The following is a 20,027-nucleotide window of genomic DNA, read 5'->3' as shown; positions in this document are numbered from 1 at the left end:
GCTTTTTAGGCCTTGACGCTCGCCCAGGCAATCTCGGCGAGCAGTTCGCGACAATCGGCCAGGGCGGTGCGTGAACGCCCGGCCAGCCAGTTGCGCGCCATGTCGTGACAGGGTCCGATCACCACCGCCAGAAAGCAATCGCCCGGCATTCGGCGAAAGGCGCCGCTTTCACGGTGGCGACGCAGGATCGCACCCACCCGCTCGCCATGCGCCTGGTTGACCTCTCGCAGCCGTTCGCCCATCTCGCCCGCCTCGACCCGGCCACGGTTGTGCAGGACGAAGCGCGCCCAGTCCGGGTTCACCACCACCCAGTCGATGTAGCAGGTAACGAACAATTTGATGCAGGCTTCGGCATCCAGCGTCTCGATCAGCCCTGCTTCCAGCAGCGCGGCGTACTCACCGATGCCTTCGAGATAAAGCGCGGCGATGATCCGCTCGCGGTTGCCGAAATGGTGATAAAGGCTACCAATGCTGGCGCCGGAGCGATCGCGGATCATCTCGATGGTCGTGGCTTCCACGCCGTGTTCGGTAAAGCAGGCCAGCGCGGCCTGAAGGATTTCCTGTTTGCGGCTACTACGGGCCATCCGGACTCCAGCTAGAATATTTTTCTAGAATTACTTTCTGCCGTTCGTATACTGCACCGATCCAGGCCATACAAAAAGACCGGAGAATAAATATGGCGACGATACAGGCTGAGGCACGCACCATCGACAACGGCAACGGTCATCTGATTTCCAGCTACTGGTACCACCCAGCCGGCACGCCACGCGGCGCGGTGCTAGTCGCACCGGCGATGGCCGTTGAGCAGCGCTTCTACGCCGATTTCGCTGGCTGGCTCGCCGAGCAGGGCTTTCTGGCGGTCACCTTCGACTACCTCGGCATGGGCCTGTCCCGCCGGGTTCCACTGCGCCAGCTCGACGTGGATGTGCTCGACTGGGCCCGCCACGACGCCAGCGCGGTGCTAGCGAAGGTCACCGAAGCGGCTGGAAGCCTGCCGCTGTACTGGATCGGCCATAGCGTCGGTGCGCAGATCCTCCCCTTAGTGAAGGGGCATGAGCGGCTCACCCGCATCGTTACCATCGCCGCCGGTAGCGGTTACTGGCGAGAGAACAGCCCACAGATTCGTCGCAAGGCCTGGTTCCTCTGGCATGGCCTGGCGCCGGTGCTCACCGCGCTGGCCGGATATTTCCCCGGTGGTCGCATTGGCGCGGTCGGCGACCTGCCCGCCGGCGTAATCCGTCAGTGGCGCCGCTGGTGCCTGCATCCCCAATATCTGGTCGGCGTCGAGGGCGAGCCCGTGCGCCGCGCCTTCGACGCCGTGCGAACACCGCTGACGTCGCTGTCGTTCACCGACGACGAGATGATGTCGGCACGCAACACTGAGTCGTTGCACGGTTTCTATACATCCGCGCCGAAAAACCTTTACCGAATCGCTCCAAGCGAAATCGGCGTGGCTCGCATCGGTCACTTCGGCTTTTTCCGTAAGTCCTTCGAACCAACTCTGTGGCTACGCTGGTTGTTGCCGGAGCTGGCGTCTGAGGAAAGCCGAACGGTGGCCTAACGCAGCAAAACAGATGTTTTGCACTGCGGAACACAGCGACCATATTTCGAAACATATACAGCGGTTATCGAACTTGCCGGATGGCTGAACTCCGACGACATTGAGGTGGGCTGATTACAGCGATCCCATCAATTCGGAGCCTGCCATGGACAACAACAATAATGGCTACCCCTCGAGCACCCGCGCCTGGGTAACGGTCGCGATTCTGATGCTCGCCTACGTCCTATCCTTCGTCGACCGGCAGATTCTCAACCTGCTGGTCGAGCCGATCCGCCGCGATCTGGACATCACCGACACCCACATGAGCCTGCTGATGGGCTTCTCCTTCGCGGTGTTCTACACCATCTGCGGCGTGCCGATCGGGCGCCTCGCCGATCGCAAGAGCCGCCGCGGCATCATCGCCGTTGGCGTGCTGGTCTGGAGCCTGATGACCGCGCTGTGCGGCACCGCCCGGACGTTCTGGCAGTTCCTCGTGTTCCGTATCGGCGTGGGCGTCGGCGAGGCCGCGTTGTCGCCCTCGGCCTACTCACTGATCGCTGACAGCTTCCCGCCCAAGCTGCGCGGCACGGCGATGAGTGTTTACTCGATGGGTATCTACATTGGCTCGGGCCTGGCCTTCCTGCTCGGCGGTCTGGTGGTCAAATTCGCCTCGGCCCAGGGCGATGTGCTCCTGCCGGTCCTCGGCATGGTTCGCCCGTGGCAGCTGATCTTCCTCGTGCTCGGCGCTGCCGGGGTGTTGTTCACCGCCGTCCTGCTGCTGATCCGCGAACCGTCGCGTAAGGGCGTCGGCGCCGGCGTCGAGGTGCCGCTAAGCGAAGTGGCCGGCTATATCCGCCAGAACCGACGCACCGTGCTTTGCCACAACTTCGGCTTCGCCTGCCTGGCCTTTGCCGCCTATGGCAGCTCGGCGTGGATCCCGACCTTCTTCATCCGCACCTACGGTTGGTCCGCCAGCGACGTGGGCGTGCTCTACGGCTCGGTGGTGGCGGTAGCCGGCTCGCTGGGCATCATCGCCGGCGGGCGGCTGTCCGATCTGCTGCACCGCCGCGGTTATCGGGACGCGCCGCTGCGCGTGGGAATCATCTCCGCCGCGCTGACGCTGCCGCTCAACCTCGCCTACCTGGCTGGCACTGGCGAATTGGCGCTGGCCTTGATTGCCCTGCATGTTTTCACCATCGCCATGCCCTTTGGGGTCGGCCCGGCGGCGATCCAGGAAATCATGCCCAACTCCATGCGCGGCCAGGCCTCGGCGGTGTACCTGTTCGTCATCACCATGGTCGGCCTCGGTATCGGCCCGACGGCAGTGGCGCTGGGTACCGACTTCGTCTTCGGCGACGACAACGCCCTGCGCTACTCGCTGCTGATCGTCACCGGCATCGCCTTGGTCGGCGCGATCATCCTGCTCGGCATGGGATTGAAGCACTATCGCGGCAGCCTGGACCGGCTGCAGGAGTGGAAGCCGCAGAGTGCCACGCCAACCGGGGCGCAGGCCAAACCGGTTTGATCGCTCCAGTAAAAAAGCCGGCATCCGCGCTGGGGAGATGCAGCGTAGTTGCCTTCTTCGCGAGCAAGCTCGCTCCTACAAAGCGGCAGAACCCGCAGCAGCTCCCGATGGGAAGCACCGTACCTGTAGGAGCGAGCTTGCTCGCGAATGCCACTCCAGCCATGGGTGGTCACGATCCACTGATCCACCGGTAACCGGTGCCCATCCAGACGCATAAAACGTCGCCTGCCACCCACGCCCCGCACATAAAAAAACCCGCTCCTGAGAGCGGGTTCTTCTGTCACGCGATCAACCAACCGATCACGCCACCTGCATCAGCTTTGCATAGGCCTTCAAGTGATGGTCATCGTCACCGAATTGGTGGGCGATCATCACCAGACGCTTGGCGTGGTGGGCGAGGTTGTATTCCCAGGTCATGCCGATGCCGCCGTGCAGCTGGATCGCCTCCTCGGCGACCTTGCGTGCGGCGCGGGCGCAGATGTACTTGGCGGCGGCGAGGATGCGGCGGCGGTCGTCGTTGTCTTCGCCGTCGGCAAAGGTCGCGGCGAGGATCGCCATGCTGGTGGCCTGTTCCAGCTCGGTTTGCATGTCGACCATGCGGTGCTGCAGGACCTGGAACTTGCCGATCGGTACGCCGAACTGCTTGCGCGTCTTCAGGTAGTCGAGGGTCAGTTTGCAGGCTTCGTCCATGCTGCCCAGTGCATCGGCGCACTGCGCGGCAATGGCGCGGCCTTGCTGGTAGCGCAGCGCTGGGAGCGCGTTGCCGATTTCGCCGAGCACGGCGTCGTTACCCACCTGTACATTGTCGAGGAACAGTTCGCAGCCCTTGCGCCCGTCGATGGTCGGGTACACGCGGCGGCTGACACCTTCAGCATTCGGATCGATGAGGAACAGGCTGATGCCCGATTCGTCGCGGCTATCGCCCGAGGTGCGCGCAGAGACGATGATCTGGCCGGCGCTGTGCCCGCCGATCACCACGGCCTTGCGTCCGGACAGCCGATAGCCGCCATCAACCGCCTCGGCCTTGGTCTGCACATCGTTGAGGTTGTAGTGGCTCTGCGGCTCATCGAAGGCCACCGCCAACTGCAGCGAACCAGCAGCCACCTGGGGCAGCAAATCCTGCTTCTGCGCGTCGCTGCCGAGCTGATTGAGCAAGCCGCCGCCATAGATGACCGATTGCAGGTAGGGCTCGAGCGTCAGGCCACGGCCCAGCTCGGTCATGACCAGCATGGTTTCCACGCCGCCTCCACCGAAGCCACCAATCTCTTCGGCGAACGGCACGGCCGTCAGGCCCAGCTCGCCCAGCTGGCCCCAGAACTCGGCGGAGAAGCCCAGTTCCGACTCGCTGAATTTCTCGCGCTGCTCGAACGGGTAGGCGTCGCGCACCAGACGCGCCGCGGTGTCTTGCAGCATTTGCTGCTCTTCAGTCAGTTTGAAGTCCATTGCGGTGCCCCCTTACAGCTCGAGAATCATCTTCGAGACGATGTTCTTTTGGATTTCGTTGGAGCCGCCGAAAATCGACAGCTTGCGCATGTTGAAGTAGTCGCCAGCCAGCGCCGCGCTGTAGTCGGCGTGCAAGAGCTCGCCTTCGTAGTCCAGCTGCAACTCTTCATCGAGGAACGGCAACGCATAAGGGCCGATGACCTTGCGCAGCAGGCTGGTGATGGCCTGGCGAATCTCGGTGCCCTTGACCTTGAGGATCGAAGACTCGGCGCCGGGCACGCCACCCTCCTTCGCCGCCGCGAGAATACGCAGGGTGCTCATTTCGATGGCCATGAGCTGCATCTCGACCTCGGCAACCTGGGCGCGGAACAGCGGGTCTTCGAGCATCGGCTTGCCGTCGCAGACTTCCTTCATAGCGATGCGCTTGAGATGCGCCAGCGCCGCCTTCGAAGCGCCGATACCGGCCAGGCCCGTGCGCTCGTGGGTCAGCAGATACTTGGCGCAGGTCCAACCCTGGTTTTCCTCACCGACGAGGTTTTCCACCGGCACGCGGACGTTATCGAAGAAGACTTCGTTGACCTCATGGTCGCCGTCCAGGGTGATGATCGGCCGCACGCTGATGCCCGGCGTGCTCATGTCGATTAGTAGGAAGCTGATACCGCGCTGCTGCTGAGCTTCAGGGTCGGTGCGCACCAGGCAGAAGATCATGTTGGCGTGCTGACCCAGGGTGGTCCAGGTCTTCTGGCCGTTGACGACGTAGTGGTCGCCGTCGCGCACGGCACGGGTCTTGAGGCTCGCCAGATCCGAGCCAGCACCCGGCTCGGAATAGCCCTGACACCACCAATCCTCGCCGGACAGGATGCGCGGCAGGTAATGATCCTTCTGCTGCTGGCTGCCGAACTTGATGATCACGGGGGCGACCATGTTGACGCCGAACGGCACGGTACGCGGCGCACCAAACGCGGCGCACTCCTCGTCGAAGATGTGTTTTTCCACCGGGCCCCAGGTGGTGCCGCCCAGCTCCACCGGCCAGCCCGGTGCATACCAGCCGCGCTTGACCAGAATATGCTGCCAGCGCTGATGGTCTTCCTTGGACATGTGCTTGCCGAGCTTGACCTTCGCGGCGATGTCCGCCGGCAATTCATTTGTCAGGAAGGCGCGCACTTCATCGCGAAAGGCGAGCTCTTCGGCCGTGTAGTTGACGTTCATGGATGGCTCCTCGATGTCCGATCGGCAGAGTGCAGGCGTGCGGCGCTCATTGTCCGGCCTGCCATTCGGTAAAAGTGCGGCCTTCGGCGGCCAGTTTCTCTAGTAGCGGCGCTGGCTTCCACCAGTCGCCGCAGCGTGCGTGCAGTTCCTTGACCCGCGCCAACACCTTATCGAGGCCAACGCTGTCGGCATAGAACATCGGCCCGCCACGGAAGGCTGGAAAGCCGTAACCGTTAAGGTAGATGACGTCGATATCGCTGGAGCGCTGGGCAATGCCTTCTTCGAGGATCTTCGCGCCCTCGTTGACCATGGCGAAGAGGGTGCGCTCGACGATGTATTGCTCGTCCAGCTCACGACGCTCGATGCCCTTTTCCTGCGACGCTGCTTCCAGCATAGGCGCGAGCTCAGGGTTCTCCAGTGGCGTGCGGTTGCCCGGCTCGTAGCGGTAATAGCCAGCCCCAGTCTTCTGCCCGAGCATTCCGGCGGCGCAGAGCTTGTCGGAAACGGTGGGGAAGTCGCGATCAGCCGGCAGGTCAGCGCGCTGACGCTTGCGGATCGCCTGACCGATATCGAGGCCGGACAGATCGCGCATGGCGAATGGCCCCATGGCCATGCCGAAATTGCGCAGCGCGCCATCGACCTGCTGCGGCGTGGCGCCCTCTTCCAGCAAAAACTCTGCTTCTCGACCGTACTGGAAGACCATGCGATTGCCGACGAAGCCGTCGCACACACCGACCACCACCGAGACCTTCTTCAATTTCTTGCCAATGGCCATGGCAGTGGCCAGCACTTCATTACTGGTCTTCTCGCCGCGCACCACTTCCAGCAAACGCATGACGTTGGCCGGGCTGAAGAAATGCAGGCCGACCACGTCTTCCGGGCGCTTGGTGAAGGCGGCGATGGCGTTCAAATCCAGCGACGAGGTGTTGGAGGCGAGAATTGCGCCTGGCTTGCACACAGCGTCCAGCTGTTCGAACACCTGCTGCTTGACGCCCATTTCCTCGAACACGGCTTCGACCACCACGTCCACGTCTGCCAGTGCAGCGTAGTCAGTGACGCCTTCGACCAGCTTGAGACGCGCTTCCATCACCTCCTCGGTCAGGCTGCCGCGCTTGACGCTGGCGGCGTAAGTATCACGGGCGCGCTGCAAGCCCCGCTGCAGCGCCTCGTTATTGATTTCCAGCAGCTTCACCGGCACACCGGCATTGGCAAAGCTCAGGGCGATACCGACCCCCATGGTGCCGCCGCCGATCACCGCGGCGCTATTGATCGCACGCGGTTTCACATCGGCTGGCAGATCGTTGATCTTTCCTGCCTGACGCTCACAAAAGAATGAATGAATCAGCGCGCCGCGCTGTGGGGAGTTCAAGCATTCGGCAAACAGCTCGCGCTCGCGCTTGAGGCCCTCGGCCAGTGGCAGTTTGGTTGCCGCCTCAACCGCAGCGATGCAGCGCAGCGGTGAAAACAGCCCGGGCATGCGCTTGGCTACTTCGGCATGCTTGGCGCGGATCAGCGCCTCATTGTCGGCACCCTCCAAACCGCGGGTCTGCTCGCCGGTGCGACGCGGTGCGCGGCCTCCTTCGATCATGCGACGAGCATAGGCGAGACCTGCTTCGCGCAGGTCGCCATCGAACAGCTCATCGACGATGTTGTGCTCCACCGCCTCGGCCGCACCGATCGGCGTGCCGCTGACGATCATGTCCAGCGCCTTCTCGACGCCGGCCAGACGCGGCAAGCGCTGGGTGCCACCAGCACCAGGCAACAAACCCAGCTTCACTTCCGGCAGACCGACCTTGGCGTCACGGCGTGCGATACGGTAATGGCACCCCAGCGCGACTTCCAATCCGCCGCCCAAGGCAGTGCCATGTATCACTGCAACGCTGGGCTTGCTGCTGCCTTCAATGACCTCGATCACCTCCGGCAGGCTCGGTGCCTGCGGCGGCTTGCCAAATTCCTTGATGTCAGCGCCCGCGATAAAGGTGTTGCCCTCGCAGACCAGCACCACGGCGCGCACCTGGGCGTCTGCATCAGCGCTGCGAAAGGCCTGCAGCAGACCCTCACGCACTGCATGGCCGAGCGCATTGACCGGTGGGTTGTTGACCGTGATCAGAGCTATATCGCCCTGAAGTTCGAGCCGTACGGCTTCCGTCATGTCAGGCCTCCGCTTGTGAAATGATGATTGGATTTGTTATTTCACGGAATCAGGTTTCGCACAGCAGAATAGTGGACTCATTTCCGCATGTCGAGAGACTGGCAATAATCCCCTCGGCTAGCAAGCGACATAAACCATGCCGCGCTCGGGGCATAACCGAGGCTTGGTATCTCTGCCATGCGAGATGGGCAGAGGAGCGGCGCTCAGGGCGCGCCGGTCATCAGGCAATGACGAAACCGGAACAAAAAAAAGAGCCAGCCCTGGATAGGAACTGGCTCTCGTGGAACAGTGCGGTTTTAGAGCCCCAGGCAGAGGTATTTGATTTCCAGATAATCCTCGATGCCGTACTTCGAGCCCTCGCGGCCCAGGCCGGACGACTTCACCCCGCCAAACGGCGCCACCTCGGTGGAAATCATGCCGGTATTGACGCCGACCATACCCGACTCGATCGCCTCGGCCACACGGAACACCCGACCCAAGTCCCGCGCATAGAAGTACGCAGCCAGCCCAAATTCGGTGTCATTGGCCAGGGCAATGCCTTCGGCCTCGTCCTTGAAGCGGAACAGCGGTGCCAGCGGGCCAAAGGTCTCTTCCTTGGCCACCTTGGCGTCATGCGGCACATTGACCATCAACGTCGGCTCGAAATAGCTACCGCCCATTTGATGCGCCTTGCCGCCGGTAAGCACCTGGGCGCCATTGGCGACGGCATCCTCGATATGCTCCTTGACCTTAGCCGCGGCCTTTTCATCAATCAGCGGACCGATATCGACACCTTCATCAAGGCCGTTTCCGACCTTCAGTTTCGCCACTGCCGCCTGAAACTTCTCGGCGAAAGCGTCGTACACCCCCTCCTGTACATAGATGCGATTGACGCAGACGCACGTCTGCCCGGCGTTGCGGTACTTGGACTGCATGGCACCTTTGACCGCCTCGTCGAGATCGGCGTCATCGAAGACCAGGAACGGCGCGTTGCCACCCAGTTCCAGCGATACCTTCTTGATGCCCGGTGCACATTGGGCCATCAGCTTCGCGCCGACTTCGGTGGAGCCGGTAAAGCTGATCTTGCGTACCGTCGGGTTAGCGGTCAGCTCGTTGCCGATATCACCGGCCGAGCCGGTGACAACGCTGAAGACACCCTTGGGAATGCCGGCGCGCTCTGCCAATTCGGCCAGCGCCAAGGCAGAGAACGGAGTCTGGCTGGCTGGCTTGACCACCATGGTGCAACCCGCCGCCAGCGCGGGAGCCGCTTTGCGCGTGATCATTGCCGCCGGGAAATTCCACGGCGTGATGGCCGCGGTGACCCCGATCGGCTGTTTGATGACGATGATGCGCTTGTCTTTCTGATGCCCCGGAATGGTGTCGCCATAAACGCGCTTGGCTTCCTCGGCGAACCACTCAACGAACGAGGCGGCGTAGGCGATCTCACCCTTGGATTCAGCCAGCGGCTTGCCCTGCTCCAGCGTCATCAGGCGGCCCAGATCGTCCTGGTTCTCCATCATCAGCTCGAACCAGCGACGCAGCTTCTGCGAGCGCTCCTTGGCGGTCAGATCACGCCAGGCCGGCAGTGCGCGCTCGGCCGCTTCGATGGCGCGGCGGGTTTCGGCGGCGCCCATCTTTGGCACCGAACCCAGAATCTCGTTGCTGGCCGGGTTGTTGACCTTGATGGTCTGGCCGCTGTCCGCGTCCTGCCAGGTGCCGTCGATATAAGCCTGCTGGCGGAACAGCGAAGTGTCTTTAAGTTGCATGGCAGTCTCCTGAGGCCGGCGGGGCGCCGGGTATGGACCAAGGCCGTCTGGCCAATATGAGGCGATTGGCAGCGGAACCGTCTGAGCTATCTCAGAACGAGGGTCAGCCTCTGGGTTCCTACCGCCTGAAAGCGTTTGAAATCTCGAACGAATGCTAGGCCTAACGCCAGACAGCAGGCAACACCATGTTCGGAAAAATTAACGCACCATAGCCCAGCCTGATGACCACTCAGTAAGGCGGCACAACCCGCACACCATCCACCGCGCAGGCGCCGAAGCGCCATGGACGACCGCAAGCGACATGCGTATGATTGCGCCCCGCAACGCACCAGTAGCTCAGCTGGATAGAGTACTGCCCTCCGAAGGCAGGGGTCGTGGGTTCGAATCCCGCCTGGTGCGCCACGTTCATAGCAAAAAGCCCTGGATTTTCCTCCAGGGCTTTTTGCGTTTCAGGGTCGCAGCTTACTTCGCGCCCTTCTCAGTAGTGCTCTTCGATATAAGCGTATGCCTTTTCAAATAGGTCTTTATCTTTGCTTAGGCCGAACTGCGCCAAGGTCAGCATCAGTGCTTTCTGGATTTCACGCGGGCCGCTTTTGGAGTTCTGCCAGCCCTCAAAGCGAGTGGCCTTCACGATTTTGTCGATCTGCTCGACTGACCTGCTCCCCGATTTCAGTACCACGCTGAACTTAGTAGAGTCCGTTTTCCGAGCAGGAGACGGCAGTGAAAAAGCGTTTTACGGAAGAACAGATTCTCGACTTTCTCAAGCAGGCAGAGGCCGGTGTTCCGGTTAAGGAGCTGTGCCGGCGGCATGGCTTCAGTGATGCCTCGTCCTACACCTGGCGTGCCAAGTTCGGTGGCATGACCGTGCCGGACGCCAAGCGGCTCAAGGATCTCGAACTGGAGAACAGCCGGCTGAAGAAGCTGCTGGCCGAAGCCCATCTGGATATCGAGGCACTGAAGGCGGTCGCCCGGGGAAAAGGGTAAGCCCGACAGCACGGCGGGAGGCGGTGCAGGAGATGCAGGCCAGAACCGGCATCTCCGAGCGCCGTGCCTGTCAGCTGATCGGGCTGTCTCGTTCGGTGCTGCGCTATCAACCCCGCTCCAGCGAGCAAAACACCAGGCTGCAAACCCAACTCGTGGAGCTGGCACAGGAGCGTCGGCGCTTTGGCTATCGGCGCCTGCATATCCTGCTGCGGCGGGCTGGTATGCAGGTCAACCATAAGCGGATCTATCGCCTGTACCGGGCTGCCGGTTTGATGGTGAAGCGCCGGAGGCGCCGCCACGGTGTCGCCGTAGAGCGCGAGCGGCTGAGTCTGCCGAGCGCGCCGAATCAGGTGTGGTCGATGGACTTCGTCTTCGATGCACTCAGTACGGGGCGGAGGATCAAATGTCTGACGGTGGTCGATGATTTCACCAAGGAGGCGGTGGGTATCCTTGTGGATCACGGCATCAGCGGCTTTCGCGTTACTCGCGCATTGGATGAAATGGCTCGATTCCGCGGTTACCCCAAGGCAATCCGCACCGACCAGGGCCCCGAATTCACCGGCAAGGCACTTGATCAATGGGCCTATCAACGCGACATCAAGCTGAAGCTGATTCAGCCTGGCAAGCCCACACAGAATGCGTTCATCGAATCATTCAACGGCAAGTTTCGAGATGAATGCCTGAACGAGCACTGGTTCTGCTCACTGGCCGAGGCCAGAATCCGCATCGCGGCCTGGCGAAGGGACTACAACGAACACCGACCGCACAGCGCCATCGGTAATCACACCCCGGCAGAGTTCGCTACGCATTGGCGAGCGAGCCAGCACCAATCGCAACACGAAATACTCATATCAACCCCAGGGCCTACTAAATAGGCAGCGGTACTAAAACTGGGGGCAGGTCACTGGAAATCTACTTTTCATCGTTGGGCAAAGTGAGGTTCGAATTCACCGGCAAGGCTTCGGTCGTTGAGATATCCAAGTACATATCCAGGCATCTGCTCTGAGGCAGTCCGGGCTGGCGTTCACCGGTAATGCCTCAGTCCAGGAACTGCGGGTTCCATACGATTTCCCAGAGGTGCCCGTCCGGGTCCTTGAAATAGCCTGAATAACCGCCCCAGAACGTCTCGTGTGGCGGCTTGACGATGACGGCTCCGGCCGTCTCGGCTATCGCCATGACGGCATCCACGTCGGCTTTCGACGCCACGTTGTGGCCCAACGTCATCTCTGTCGAACTGGCCGGACCGAGGTCCAGCCCCGTGTCGTGAGCAATGCTGCTGCGCGGCCAGAGCGCCAGGCGTAGGCCGGGTTGCAGATGAATGAACACTACCGCACCGTACTCGAAGGCCTCACCTATGATGCCTTCGCTCGCAAAACCGAGGCCGTCGCGGTAGAACCGCAATGACGCCTCGAGATCCTCGACCCCGAGAGTGATGACGGTGATTCGTGGTTGCATAAACAGGCTCCATAGCAGGCTGTACTATCGCGTCCTGTGATAGTACAGCGGCAACGCGGATCTGATCGGTTTCCCGACCGGCTTCAGAACCTTCACTCGATCCCGGTTGAATGAGCGTCGCGGCAGCGTCACCGAAACCGGCCTAGTGGAGCAACCCGGGTCAGGCAGCGCACAGCCTGCGTGTGTAAACAAAACAGTCCTTATGGGCGTAGCCGTCGAAAGCTAGGAGGCCCACAAGCACTGGCTTCATTCCAGCTAGACAGCTCGGGATTGTCATGCTGGCCGAGCGAGCGAAACCTTCTTACTGGATCCTGGCTAGCTGTTGACTAAGTTGGGATTGGTGGCAAAGCCTTGGGCCGGCACCATCGGTGCCGCAGGCGGCCTACCGGTCGGCTCCCGCGTCATGGCATGACGCCGTAACTGTCGAAACAACGGCGGCTTCAGGCCGGCCAGGCTCCGATTCCGGGCTGTTTTCGGTGCGAATCCCCAACGCTGACAGCAGCGTCTCGGTGACTTCCATGAATGAGTACCCATCGGCCCATATCTGAGTCTTAACGTTCAGCCTGTCATCCATTTTTAGTTCCTAAGCTGAGCGTCCGCCCAGCCATGTGTTCGAGTTGTCGTGGGTTGCCGAAGTGGCAATACGCAACTAGAGCATCAAACATGCCACCACTTTGAATATATTTTTCCGTTTAATATCAAGTAGTTACAGAACCAGTAAATTCCAAAACCCTTGCAAATTGCATGACTGAGTTCGCAATTCCATGCGATGTGCACTTCAGCTCATCAGCACAGCAAGCGGCAGCTGACTCCTACTGCCAAGCCCGAAGTTGGGCTGCGTTAGGCATAATCGGCTGCCATTGCCTGAGCGCCCGCCATGCAGATCGACGAAGAACTCACGCTGAAGAAGCTTGCCGGGGTCGGCCTTGGCCAGGGAGCGGGAGAGGAAGTCCGCCTGTTTCTGGTTGTTGCCCTCAAGCACCACCCGGTCGCCAGGGGCGATCAAGAGTTCCAGGGCCTCGACGATCCGCTCGCTGGGCAGCACCACGCCATCGGCAAGGCTGCGCACCTGATCGAGACGACGAGCCTTTTCGGCTCGACGGCGCGACCACTGCGGCGGTGGGGATATTGTTGTTGTCATGCTGACTCCACAGGTTTCCGCTTTGTGGAGCGCACAGTAGGGAGATGACCGACGAGTCATCAATCAAGCACAGAGGCGCTTCGTTACGCTTAAGTTAACGATGCCGCAGTACCGGACGTTACAGCCAGCCGAGCGTGATACCAGCGAGCAATAGGTAGCGGCCGCCCTTGGCCAGGGTTACCAGCAGCAAAAAACTCCAGAGCGGTTCGCGCAACGTGCCGGCCACCACCGTCAATGGGTCACCGATGATCGGCACCCAGCTCAGCAGCAACGACCACCGGCCGTAGCGGTGATAAGCGCGCTGAGCCTTGTCGAGTTGTTGTTCGCTTACCGGAAACCAGCGCTTGCCGCGCAGCCGTTCGATATAGCGGCCGATCAGCCAGTTGGCTAGCGAACCCAGGACATTGCCGAACGTGGCCACGCCCAGCAGCATCCCTGGCGAGAACGACTCGCTCAGCAACAACCCGACCAGCACCGCTTCGGACTGAGCCGGCAGCAATGTGGCAGCGGCAAAAGCCGCAAGAAACAGACCGAAGTAACCGGACAGCTCCAACATGAGCGCTACAAATCAGCAGAGCCGTGGCGCGAAGCCTGGGCTCAGCGCCCCGGTTGCGAGCGGAAGCCCGGCACCGCACTGGGACGCTCTACGCGAGCGGCGGGCATGGTGCAATTGAGGTCGCGAAAGGGCTGGCCATTGAGCAGCTCCCAGCCATGACCGGGCGGTGTTTGCCGACAGATGACGGTGCCGTCGGCCTTGCTCTGCCATTGGTAGTACGGCGCAGGGCCGGCAGAGGCCAGCAGCGGTAGGAAGAGACTGAAGACAAGGAACAAGAAACGCATGGCAGGGCTTCGGTAGGGAGCTGGCGCCACTGTAGCCGGATCGGCGCGTGGCGCAAGCACCGCTCGGCAAGGTCGGATAGAGCCTGTAGCCAAGGGGGACGCCTGTCCTTTCTGGCGAGGGTGGCTGCTCTGGTTCGCGAGCAAGCTCGCTCCTACGAAGCGCGAGCGGACGATCGACTCAGTACCAGACCTCCGCTGCCTCGCGCATGAAGATTTCTACCGTCTTCGGCCCGACGCCTTCGAACTCCGCCAGCCGCTTTTCCAGCGCTTTGCGGTTCTCGCTTTGCTCATGGATGTTGCCGAGCTTGCCGCCGTAGTCGTTGTTAAGTTTGTCGCACAGTTTGAGCAAGCGTTCGGCGGTCGATTCGTCGTAACGCACATAGCGCCCTTCGCCGAGCATGCTTACCAATTGCTGCCGGCTGCAGTTGCAGAGTTTTCTCGGCGTGTCGCGCTTGTGTTTGTCGACGATGACCCGATAGGCCTCGGCGGCGATGTCCTGCTGGATGCGCTTGCCGAACAGGAAGCTGGCGATGAACCATTTGAACAACTCGCCTTCGCCTTTCTCGATTTCGATACCTAGGTCCTTTGCGCTAATTTCACGTGCCATTGGCGCCTCGTTTCAGCAGTTCTTCATGATGCGACGACGGCGATGACGCTAGGTTCGAGATTTATCCATCCAAGTAACCGTCGGCGTGCCCCTAGCATCGGCAAGTTTCCGCCTACTGCTTGAGGATGGTGAGCGGTTTATTGCCAATACCCTTCGAATAGACGCGTTAACTCAACGTGGCAGAGCCCTGGGGGTGTATGGCACGGCTCGTGCTTGCTCCTGCCTAGCCCGATGCGATTACCAAGACAAGAAAGCCGCACAGCGCGCCCGCTTTTCCCTAGTGAAAGCTTACCCGCCGCCGTAACCGCCCTTCTTGTCCTTGCAGCCTTTGAAGCTGCGGCCGATCGTCTATCGTCAAGGGTTGCGAAAACCAATAACAACGAAACGGAGTTACATCATGAGACTGACCAAACGCTTTGGCCTGCTTGCAGCCGCTGCAGCCTTCACTGCCAGCACCGCAGCCGTCGCTGCGCCGACCTTCATCAACATCCTCACCGGCGGCACCAGCGGTGTGTACTACCCGATCGGCGTAGCCCTGTCGCAGCAGTACAACAAGATCGACGGTGCCAAGACCTCGGTTCAGGCCACCAAGGCATCGGTCGAAAACCTCAACCTGTTGCAGGCCGGTCGCGGCGAGCTGGCTTTCGCCCTAGGTGATTCCGTGGACGATGCCTGGAACGGCGTCGAGGATGCAGGCTTCAAGGCGCCGCTCAAGCGTCTGCGCGCCATCGCCGCCACCTACCCGAACTACATCCACATCGTTGCCAGCAAGGAGTCCGGGATCAAGACCCTGGAAGACCTGAAGGGCAAGCGCATCTCCGTCGGCGCGCCGAAATCCGGTACCGAGCTCAACGCCCGGGCCATCTTCAAGGCCGCCGGCCTGACCTACGAGGACATGGGCCGCGTAGAGTTCATGCCCTATGCCGAGTCGGTCGAACTGATCAAGAACCGTCAGCTGGATGCCACCCTGCAGTCCTCGGGCCTCGGCATGGCAGCGATTCGCGACCTGGCTTCCATGGTCCCGATCACCTTCGTCGCGGTACCCGAGGACGTGGTGTCCAAGATCGGCAGCGCCGCCTATCAGTCGAAGATGATTCCGGCCGGCACCTATGACGGTCAGGACGCGGACATTCCCACTGCCGCCATCACCAATATCCTGGTCAGCCACGAGAAGGTCTCCGATGATGTCGCCTACCAGATGACCAAGCTGATCTTCGAGAACCTCGATCACCTGTCCAGCGCTCACTCCGCAGCCAAGGACATCAAGCTGGAAACCGCGACCGAAGGTCTGCCGATTCCGCTGCATCCGGGCGCCGAGCGCTACTACAAGGAAGCCGGCGTCCTTAAGTGACAGCCGGGCCGGGCGGGTCTGGTACCCGCCCGGTTTGCCTTCAAGACTGCATAGCCTGATGGTCCGCATCCCGGGCCATCGCGAAGAACGCCCATGCTCCGCACTGGCGCGACGCTTCAACCTTTCCGAGAGAGCCATCCCATGAGCGAGACCCAAGGGCTGCACAGCAGTCCCAGCGAATGGCCGAAGACGTTGTTCTACGTCGCGCTGCTGTTTTCCACCTATCAGATCATCACCGCCGCCTTCCATCCGGTGTCCAGCCAGGTGCTGCGCGCGGGTCACGTCGGTTTCCTGCTGCTGATGGTGTTTCTCTGCTACCCGGCAAAAGGCAATGGCCGCCCCTGGCAGCCGCTGGCCTGGCTGCTCGGCCTGGCCGGCATGGCGACGGCTTTCTATCAGTGGTATTTCGAGGGCGATCTGGTTCAACGCTCGGGTGATCTGACCACTACCGATATGTACATCGGCATCATCCTCACCGTGTTGGTGTTCGAAGCAGGCCGCCGGGTGATGGGCATCGCACTGCCGACCATTTGCGCGATCTTCCTGGCCTACGGCCTGTTCGGCGAGTATTTGCCGGGCGACTTCGCCCACCGTGGCTATGGTTTCGATCAGATCATCAACCAGCTGTCGTTCGGTACCGAGGGCTTCTACGGCACGCCAACGTATGTCTCGGCGACCTATATCTTCCTCTTCATCCTGTTCGGCTCCTTCCTTGAGCAGGCCGGGATGATCAAGCTGTTCACCGATTTCGCCATGGGCATGTTCGGCCACAAGACCGGCGGCCCGGCCAAGGTATCGGTGGTGTCATCGGCGCTGATGGGCACCATCACCGGCTCCGGCGTGGCCAACGTGGTCACCACCGGGCAGTTCACCATTCCGCTGATGAAACGCTTCGGCTACCGACCGGCCTTTGCCGGCGCGGTGGAAGCCACGGCCAGCATGGGTGGGCAGATCATGCCGCCGGTAATGGGCGCGGTGGCCTTCATCATGGCCGAAACCATCAACGTGCCCTACATCGAAGTGGCCAAGGCGGCGCTGATTCCAGCCATGCTGTATTTCTTCGCGGTGTTCTGGATCGTGCATCTGGAAGCGCGCAGCAAAGGGCTAAAGGGCCTGCCGAAGGACCAATGCCCGAGCGCCTGGAGTGCGGTCAAGGAACGCTGGTATCTGTTGATTCCACTGTTCGTGCTCGTCTACTTACTGTTCTCCGGCCGCACGCCGATGTTCTCCGGCACTGTCGGTCTGGCACTGACGGCCATCGTCATCCTAGGCTCGGCGATCATTCTCAAAGCCAGCAGTTTCTGGCTACGCGGCGCCTTCTGGATCGCGCTGGGCGTGCTCTGCGCCGGCTTCTTCCAGCTCGGTATCGGAGTGATCTTCGGCGTCATTGGTGCACTGGTAGTGGCCTGCTGGTTCATCAAGGGCGGCCACGACACCCTGCGCGCCTGCCTTTTCGCGCTGGTGGAAGGCGCACGCCACGCGATCCCGGTGGGCATCGCCTGCGTGCTGGTCGGGGTGATCATCGGCATCGTCTCGCTGACCGGCATCGCCAGTACTTTCGCCGGCTATATCCTGGCCATCGGCGAGAACAACCTGTTCCTCTCGCTGGTGCTGACCATGATTACCTGCCTGGTGCTGGGCATGGGCATCCCGACCATTCCCAACTACATCATCACCAGCGCCATCGCCGCGCCAGCGCTGGAGCAGCTGGGCGTGCCGCTGATCGTGTCGCACATGTTCGTCTTCTACTTCGGCTTGATGGCCGACCTGACACCGCCGGTAGCGCTGGCCTGCTTCGCCGCGGCACCGATCGCGCGCGAGAACGGCTTCAAGATCAGCCTCTGGGCGATCCGAATCGCCGCCGCCGGCTTCGTCGTGCCATTCATGGCGGTCTACGATCCAGCGCTGATGATGCAGGGCGATAACTGGCTGGCCACCCTCTATATGGTGATCAAGGCGCTCTTCGCGGTGTGCCTGTGGGGCATGGCGGTAACAGGCCACCTGAGCATACGCATGCCGCTGTGGGAACGGCTGTGGGCACTTGGGGCCGGAGTCGCCCTGATCCTGGCGATGCCGATCAGCGACGAAATCGGCTTCGCCCTGGGGATCGCACTGGTAGCCCAGCACGTCTGGCGCGCCCGCCGCGCCGAGCGTCTGGCGGCAGCGTGATCGGGTTGTGCCTGGGGCTGGCCGGTGTGGTGTGGGCGCAGGTGCCCACACCCGCCTTCACCCTGGCGTGGAACCACACGGTTGAGAAGATCCGCTGGGAAGAAGACTATCGCGTGACGCCGGACGGGCTGCTGCTCGGCGAAGCGCGGATCAAGGGCACCGGCGCCGGCATGGAAGTTCCGGATGACGCCCAGTTGCGCGACGGCAGCTGGCACTACCAGCGCCAGCTGCCGCCTCTTCAACCGCTGCGTGTGGGGCGAACCCCTGAAGCCGGCGATTATCAGCTGTGTTTCGACCAGCGCTGCCACGCGCTGAGCGAATGGCTCGGCCCGCCCACTTCGGAGCAGCCCACGCTGGAGCTGTGGAGTTGCAGCGTGCCGGCAAACAGTTCCTCTTGAGTACAGCAAGTCCGCTCGAGTTCCGCAGTAGGGTGCGCTCCGCACACCAGCAAAGCATAAAAACCGCGCCCAACCTCGGTGCGCAGAATGAATCGGTGAGAGGCGACTCACTGCACCATGGCCCTGATGGTTCTTCCCACGCTCCTGCGTGGGACTCCTCCAACCGGTGCTGTGATCCATACGCAGGCCACCAGGCGTGCCCACGCATGAGCGTGGCACGATCAGACATCAGCCTGACGGCAGGTCCGCTCGACAACCGACCCCACGATCACGTGAGCAATCCATCAAACCGCCAGTTCCGCCTCCCGCCTAAGCGCCGCCGCCCTCCTCGCGCGCAGCTTGCGCCACCAGATCACCACACCGGTCACCGACAACACGGCAATCGCCACGCCCAGCACCGCTATTAGAATCCGCCCCGGCATGCCAAGGATGCGCCCGCCATGGATCGCTGGCTGCAGCATGTGGAATTGCTCGCCCAGAGTGCCCTGCCCCGGTATTTCCTGCCCCAGCAACTGCGTCCCATCAGTGCCATGGAAGAACAGCCAGGCGTTGCCCTGGTTGCTGTCGTGATCGCCGAAGCCCGCGCCGTAGAAGTTGTATTCGAAGCTGTAGTACAGCTCGCCGATGGGTTCGCTCAGGCCCAGCTCGGCCGCATGCTGCATGGCGTAGTCGTAGGCCTGATGGAAGTCGTAGGCGGTGGCGCCCAGCTGGTCGGCCGGCAACCGACCACGGGCCTCGTAGACGCTCGGCTCAACTGGTGAGAACAGCGACACCACCGGTTTGAACACCTGCTCGGGTAGGTTCATCGCAATGCTGCTCACCGCCACTGGCGTGAGCAGCAGCCACAGCCACAACCCGCCGGCACGGTGCACGTCGTGATTCATGCGCTGCCGCTTGATCTTCCACGACATCCACCATTTGCCGAAGAACGGCCGCCCACGTGGGAACGTCAGCAGCAGCGAGACGAAGCAATCGAGCGTCCAGGCGATCGCCACGATGCCCATCAGCCACAGCCCCCAGTTGCCCGACAGCGAAAGGTTGTAGTGGAACTCCAACATAAAGGGCACGAAGTTCTCCCGCGAGAAACAGCATTCGCCCCAGTAACGTGTGCCCACCTGCTCGCCCGTCACCGCGTCGAGGTACTGCACCACCGGTTCTTCGTCATAGGGCCTGCCGGTGGCCGGATCGTCGCGCGGTACCAATGCCATCAGCGCGGCATGCCCCGGCTCGTCGGGGAATTCCATGTACCAGACCTGCATCCGCGGGTTGGCCTGCTGGACGCGCTCGACCAGCGTACCCGGTGCGAGCACCGGGCCTTCGCTGGTGGTGTGGTAGAACTCGGGGTTCAGCCACTCGTCCAGTTCGTGGTGAAAGGCCAGGATCGCGCCGGTAATGCCCGCGAGAAACAGGAACAACGCGGTGGCCAGGCCGATGTAACGGTGCAGCAGAACAAGGAGGTAACGCATCA

The 20,027-nt window shown here is 61.7% G+C and carries 17 protein-coding genes, 1 tRNA gene and 2 pseudogenes; 8 read left to right on the top strand and 12 right to left on the bottom strand.

What is annotated here, in order from left to right; all coding sequences use genetic code 11:
- Positions 1-5: 5 nt before the first annotated feature.
- Positions 6-584, bottom strand: a complete 579-nt coding sequence (locus NA647_RS03285) for a TetR/AcrR family transcriptional regulator (protein ID WP_256056402.1) — start codon at positions 582-584, stop codon at positions 6-8.
- Between the two features lie 92 nt (positions 585-676).
- Between NA647_RS03285 and NA647_RS03280 the strand changes: the two genes are divergently transcribed.
- Both NA647_RS03280 and NA647_RS03275 read left to right on the top strand, forming a co-directional pair.
- Positions 677-1,561 (top strand): serine aminopeptidase domain-containing protein, encoded by an 885-nt coding sequence (locus tag NA647_RS03280; protein ID WP_256056401.1) that lies wholly within the window; start codon positions 677-679, stop codon positions 1,559-1,561.
- A 145-nt stretch (positions 1,562-1,706) separates the two neighbouring features.
- On the top strand, positions 1,707-3,065 hold the full coding sequence (locus NA647_RS03275) for a spinster family MFS transporter (RefSeq protein ID WP_256056400.1): 1,359 nt from the start codon (positions 1,707-1,709) through the stop codon (positions 3,063-3,065).
- A 300-nt stretch (positions 3,066-3,365) separates the two neighbouring features.
- Here the strand turns inward: NA647_RS03275 and NA647_RS03270 are convergent, their stop codons facing one another.
- The 4 genes from NA647_RS03270 to gabD form a co-directional block, all read right to left on the bottom strand.
- On the bottom strand, positions 3,366-4,508 hold the full coding sequence (locus tag NA647_RS03270; protein WP_256056399.1) for an acyl-CoA dehydrogenase family protein: 1,143 nt from the start codon (positions 4,506-4,508) through the stop codon (positions 3,366-3,368).
- A 12-nt stretch (positions 4,509-4,520) separates the two neighbouring features.
- Entirely contained in the window at positions 4,521-5,717 is a 1,197-nt protein-coding gene (locus tag NA647_RS03265; protein ID WP_256056398.1) for an acyl-CoA dehydrogenase family protein, read from the bottom strand.
- A gap of 46 nt (positions 5,718-5,763) precedes the next feature.
- Positions 5,764-7,869 carry a 3-hydroxyacyl-CoA dehydrogenase NAD-binding domain-containing protein gene (locus tag NA647_RS03260; RefSeq protein ID WP_256056397.1) on the bottom strand — a complete coding sequence of 702 codons (2,106 nt, stop codon included), beginning with the start codon at positions 7,867-7,869 and terminating at the stop codon, positions 5,764-5,766.
- A 296-nt stretch (positions 7,870-8,165) separates the two neighbouring features.
- The gene (gabD, locus tag NA647_RS03255; protein ID WP_256056396.1) at positions 8,166-9,614 is read right to left on the bottom strand and encodes an NADP-dependent succinate-semialdehyde dehydrogenase; all 1,449 of its coding nucleotides are present in this window, start codon (positions 9,612-9,614) and stop codon (positions 8,166-8,168) included.
- A 325-nt stretch (positions 9,615-9,939) separates the two neighbouring features.
- Between gabD and NA647_RS03250 the strand changes: the two genes are divergently transcribed.
- Positions 9,940-10,016: transfer RNA gene (locus tag NA647_RS03250), tRNA-Arg, on the top strand.
- 76 nt (positions 10,017-10,092) lie between these two features.
- Here the strand turns inward: NA647_RS03250 and NA647_RS03245 are convergent.
- Positions 10,093-10,245 (bottom strand): hypothetical protein, encoded by a 153-nt coding sequence (locus tag NA647_RS03245; RefSeq protein ID WP_256056395.1) that lies wholly within the window; start codon positions 10,243-10,245, stop codon positions 10,093-10,095.
- Positions 10,246-10,334: 89 nt separating this feature from the next.
- On the opposite strand from NA647_RS03245, the gene NA647_RS03240 reads away from it, so the two are divergent.
- Positions 10,335-11,473 (top strand): IS3 family transposase gene (locus tag NA647_RS03240; protein ID WP_256056394.1). Its coding sequence is split into 2 segments (ribosomal slippage): positions 10,335-10,584 and positions 10,584-11,473, totalling 1,140 coding nucleotides; the frame shifts between segments, so codons are not numbered across the junction.
- Between the two features lie 26 nt (positions 11,474-11,499).
- A pseudogene (locus tag NA647_RS03235) lies at positions 11,500-11,604 on the top strand (PH domain-containing protein); the annotation flags it as partial.
- 32 nt (positions 11,605-11,636) lie between these two features.
- Here NA647_RS03235 and NA647_RS03230 read toward each other — a convergent pair.
- The 5 genes and pseudogenes from NA647_RS03230 to NA647_RS03210 all read right to left on the bottom strand — a co-directional run bounded on the left by NA647_RS03230 (position 11,637) and on the right by NA647_RS03210 (position 14,641).
- Positions 11,637-12,053 carry a VOC family protein gene (locus tag NA647_RS03230; protein ID WP_256056393.1) on the bottom strand — a complete coding sequence of 139 codons (417 nt, stop codon included), beginning with the start codon at positions 12,051-12,053 and terminating at the stop codon, positions 11,637-11,639.
- A gap of 907 nt (positions 12,054-12,960) precedes the next feature.
- Positions 12,961-13,194: pseudogene (locus NA647_RS03225) on the bottom strand (malonate decarboxylase subunit alpha); the annotation flags it as partial.
- A gap of 118 nt (positions 13,195-13,312) precedes the next feature.
- The gene (locus tag NA647_RS03220; protein WP_256056392.1) at positions 13,313-13,750 is read right to left on the bottom strand and encodes a YqaA family protein; all 438 of its coding nucleotides are present in this window, start codon (positions 13,748-13,750) and stop codon (positions 13,313-13,315) included.
- 41 nt (positions 13,751-13,791) lie between these two features.
- Positions 13,792-14,034, bottom strand: coding sequence for a hypothetical protein (locus NA647_RS03215; protein WP_256056391.1), 243 nt, complete (start codon positions 14,032-14,034; stop codon positions 13,792-13,794).
- 178 nt (positions 14,035-14,212) lie between these two features.
- Complete coding sequence (locus NA647_RS03210) at positions 14,213-14,641, bottom strand: DNA methylase (protein ID WP_256056390.1); 429 nt, start codon at positions 14,639-14,641, stop codon at positions 14,213-14,215.
- A 397-nt stretch (positions 14,642-15,038) separates the two neighbouring features.
- On the opposite strand from NA647_RS03210, the gene NA647_RS03205 reads away from it, so the two are divergent.
- The 3 genes from NA647_RS03205 (at position 15,039) to NA647_RS03195 (ending at position 18,559) form a co-directional block, all read left to right on the top strand.
- Positions 15,039-15,992, top strand: coding sequence for a TAXI family TRAP transporter solute-binding subunit (locus NA647_RS03205; protein ID WP_256056389.1), 954 nt, complete (start codon positions 15,039-15,041; stop codon positions 15,990-15,992).
- Positions 15,993-16,133: 141 nt separating this feature from the next.
- On the top strand, positions 16,134-18,161 hold the full coding sequence (locus NA647_RS03200) for a TRAP transporter permease (RefSeq protein ID WP_256056387.1): 2,028 nt from the start codon (positions 16,134-16,136) through the stop codon (positions 18,159-18,161).
- Positions 18,158-18,559, top strand: a complete 402-nt coding sequence (locus NA647_RS03195) for a DUF1850 domain-containing protein (RefSeq protein WP_256056386.1) — start codon at positions 18,158-18,160, stop codon at positions 18,557-18,559. Before NA647_RS03200 ends, NA647_RS03195 begins: the two co-directional genes overlap by 4 nt.
- Before the next feature lie 284 nt (positions 18,560-18,843).
- Here NA647_RS03195 and NA647_RS03190 read toward each other — a convergent pair whose 3' ends face one another.
- Positions 18,844-20,025 (bottom strand): PepSY-associated TM helix domain-containing protein, encoded by a 1,182-nt coding sequence (locus NA647_RS03190; RefSeq protein ID WP_256056385.1) that lies wholly within the window; start codon positions 20,023-20,025, stop codon positions 18,844-18,846.
- Positions 20,026-20,027 lie beyond the last annotated feature (2 nt).

Source organism: Stutzerimonas stutzeri (assembly GCF_024448985.1).
Taxonomy (GTDB): domain Bacteria; phylum Pseudomonadota; class Gammaproteobacteria; order Pseudomonadales; family Pseudomonadaceae; genus Stutzerimonas; species Stutzerimonas stutzeri_AP.
The sequence above is the reverse complement of the archived record's forward strand: the minus strand, read 5'-3'. Positions and strand labels throughout refer to the sequence as shown.

What these genes read in the sequence shown, in the direction of transcription:
- NA647_RS03285 (WP_256056402.1), bottom strand. Translation starts at nt 584, where the DNA reads ATGGCCCGTAGTAGCCGCAAACAGGAAATCCTTCAGGCCGCGCTGGCC.
- NA647_RS03280 (WP_256056401.1), top strand. Translation starts at nt 677, where the DNA reads ATGGCGACGATACAGGCTGAGGCACGCACCATCGACAACGGCAACGGT.
- NA647_RS03275 (WP_256056400.1), top strand. Translation starts at nt 1,707, where the DNA reads ATGGACAACAACAATAATGGCTACCCCTCGAGCACCCGCGCCTGGGTA.
- NA647_RS03270 (WP_256056399.1), bottom strand. Translation starts at nt 4,508, where the DNA reads ATGGACTTCAAACTGACTGAAGAGCAGCAAATGCTGCAAGACACCGCG.
- NA647_RS03265 (WP_256056398.1), bottom strand. Translation starts at nt 5,717, where the DNA reads ATGAACGTCAACTACACGGCCGAAGAGCTCGCCTTTCGCGATGAAGTG.
- NA647_RS03260 (WP_256056397.1), bottom strand. Translation starts at nt 7,869, where the DNA reads ATGACGGAAGCCGTACGGCTCGAACTTCAGGGCGATATAGCTCTGATC.
- gabD (WP_256056396.1), bottom strand. Translation starts at nt 9,614, where the DNA reads ATGCAACTTAAAGACACTTCGCTGTTCCGCCAGCAGGCTTATATCGAC.
- NA647_RS03230 (WP_256056393.1), bottom strand. Translation starts at nt 12,053, where the DNA reads ATGCAACCACGAATCACCGTCATCACTCTCGGGGTCGAGGATCTCGAG.
- NA647_RS03220 (WP_256056392.1), bottom strand. Translation starts at nt 13,750, where the DNA reads ATGTTGGAGCTGTCCGGTTACTTCGGTCTGTTTCTTGCGGCTTTTGCC.
- NA647_RS03215 (WP_256056391.1), bottom strand. Translation starts at nt 14,034, where the DNA reads ATGCGTTTCTTGTTCCTTGTCTTCAGTCTCTTCCTACCGCTGCTGGCC.
- NA647_RS03210 (WP_256056390.1), bottom strand. Translation starts at nt 14,641, where the DNA reads ATGGCACGTGAAATTAGCGCAAAGGACCTAGGTATCGAAATCGAGAAA.
- NA647_RS03205 (WP_256056389.1), top strand. Translation starts at nt 15,039, where the DNA reads ATGAGACTGACCAAACGCTTTGGCCTGCTTGCAGCCGCTGCAGCCTTC.
- NA647_RS03200 (WP_256056387.1), top strand. Translation starts at nt 16,134, where the DNA reads ATGAGCGAGACCCAAGGGCTGCACAGCAGTCCCAGCGAATGGCCGAAG.
- NA647_RS03190 (WP_256056385.1), bottom strand. Translation starts at nt 20,025, where the DNA reads ATGCGTTACCTCCTTGTTCTGCTGCACCGTTACATCGGCCTGGCCACC.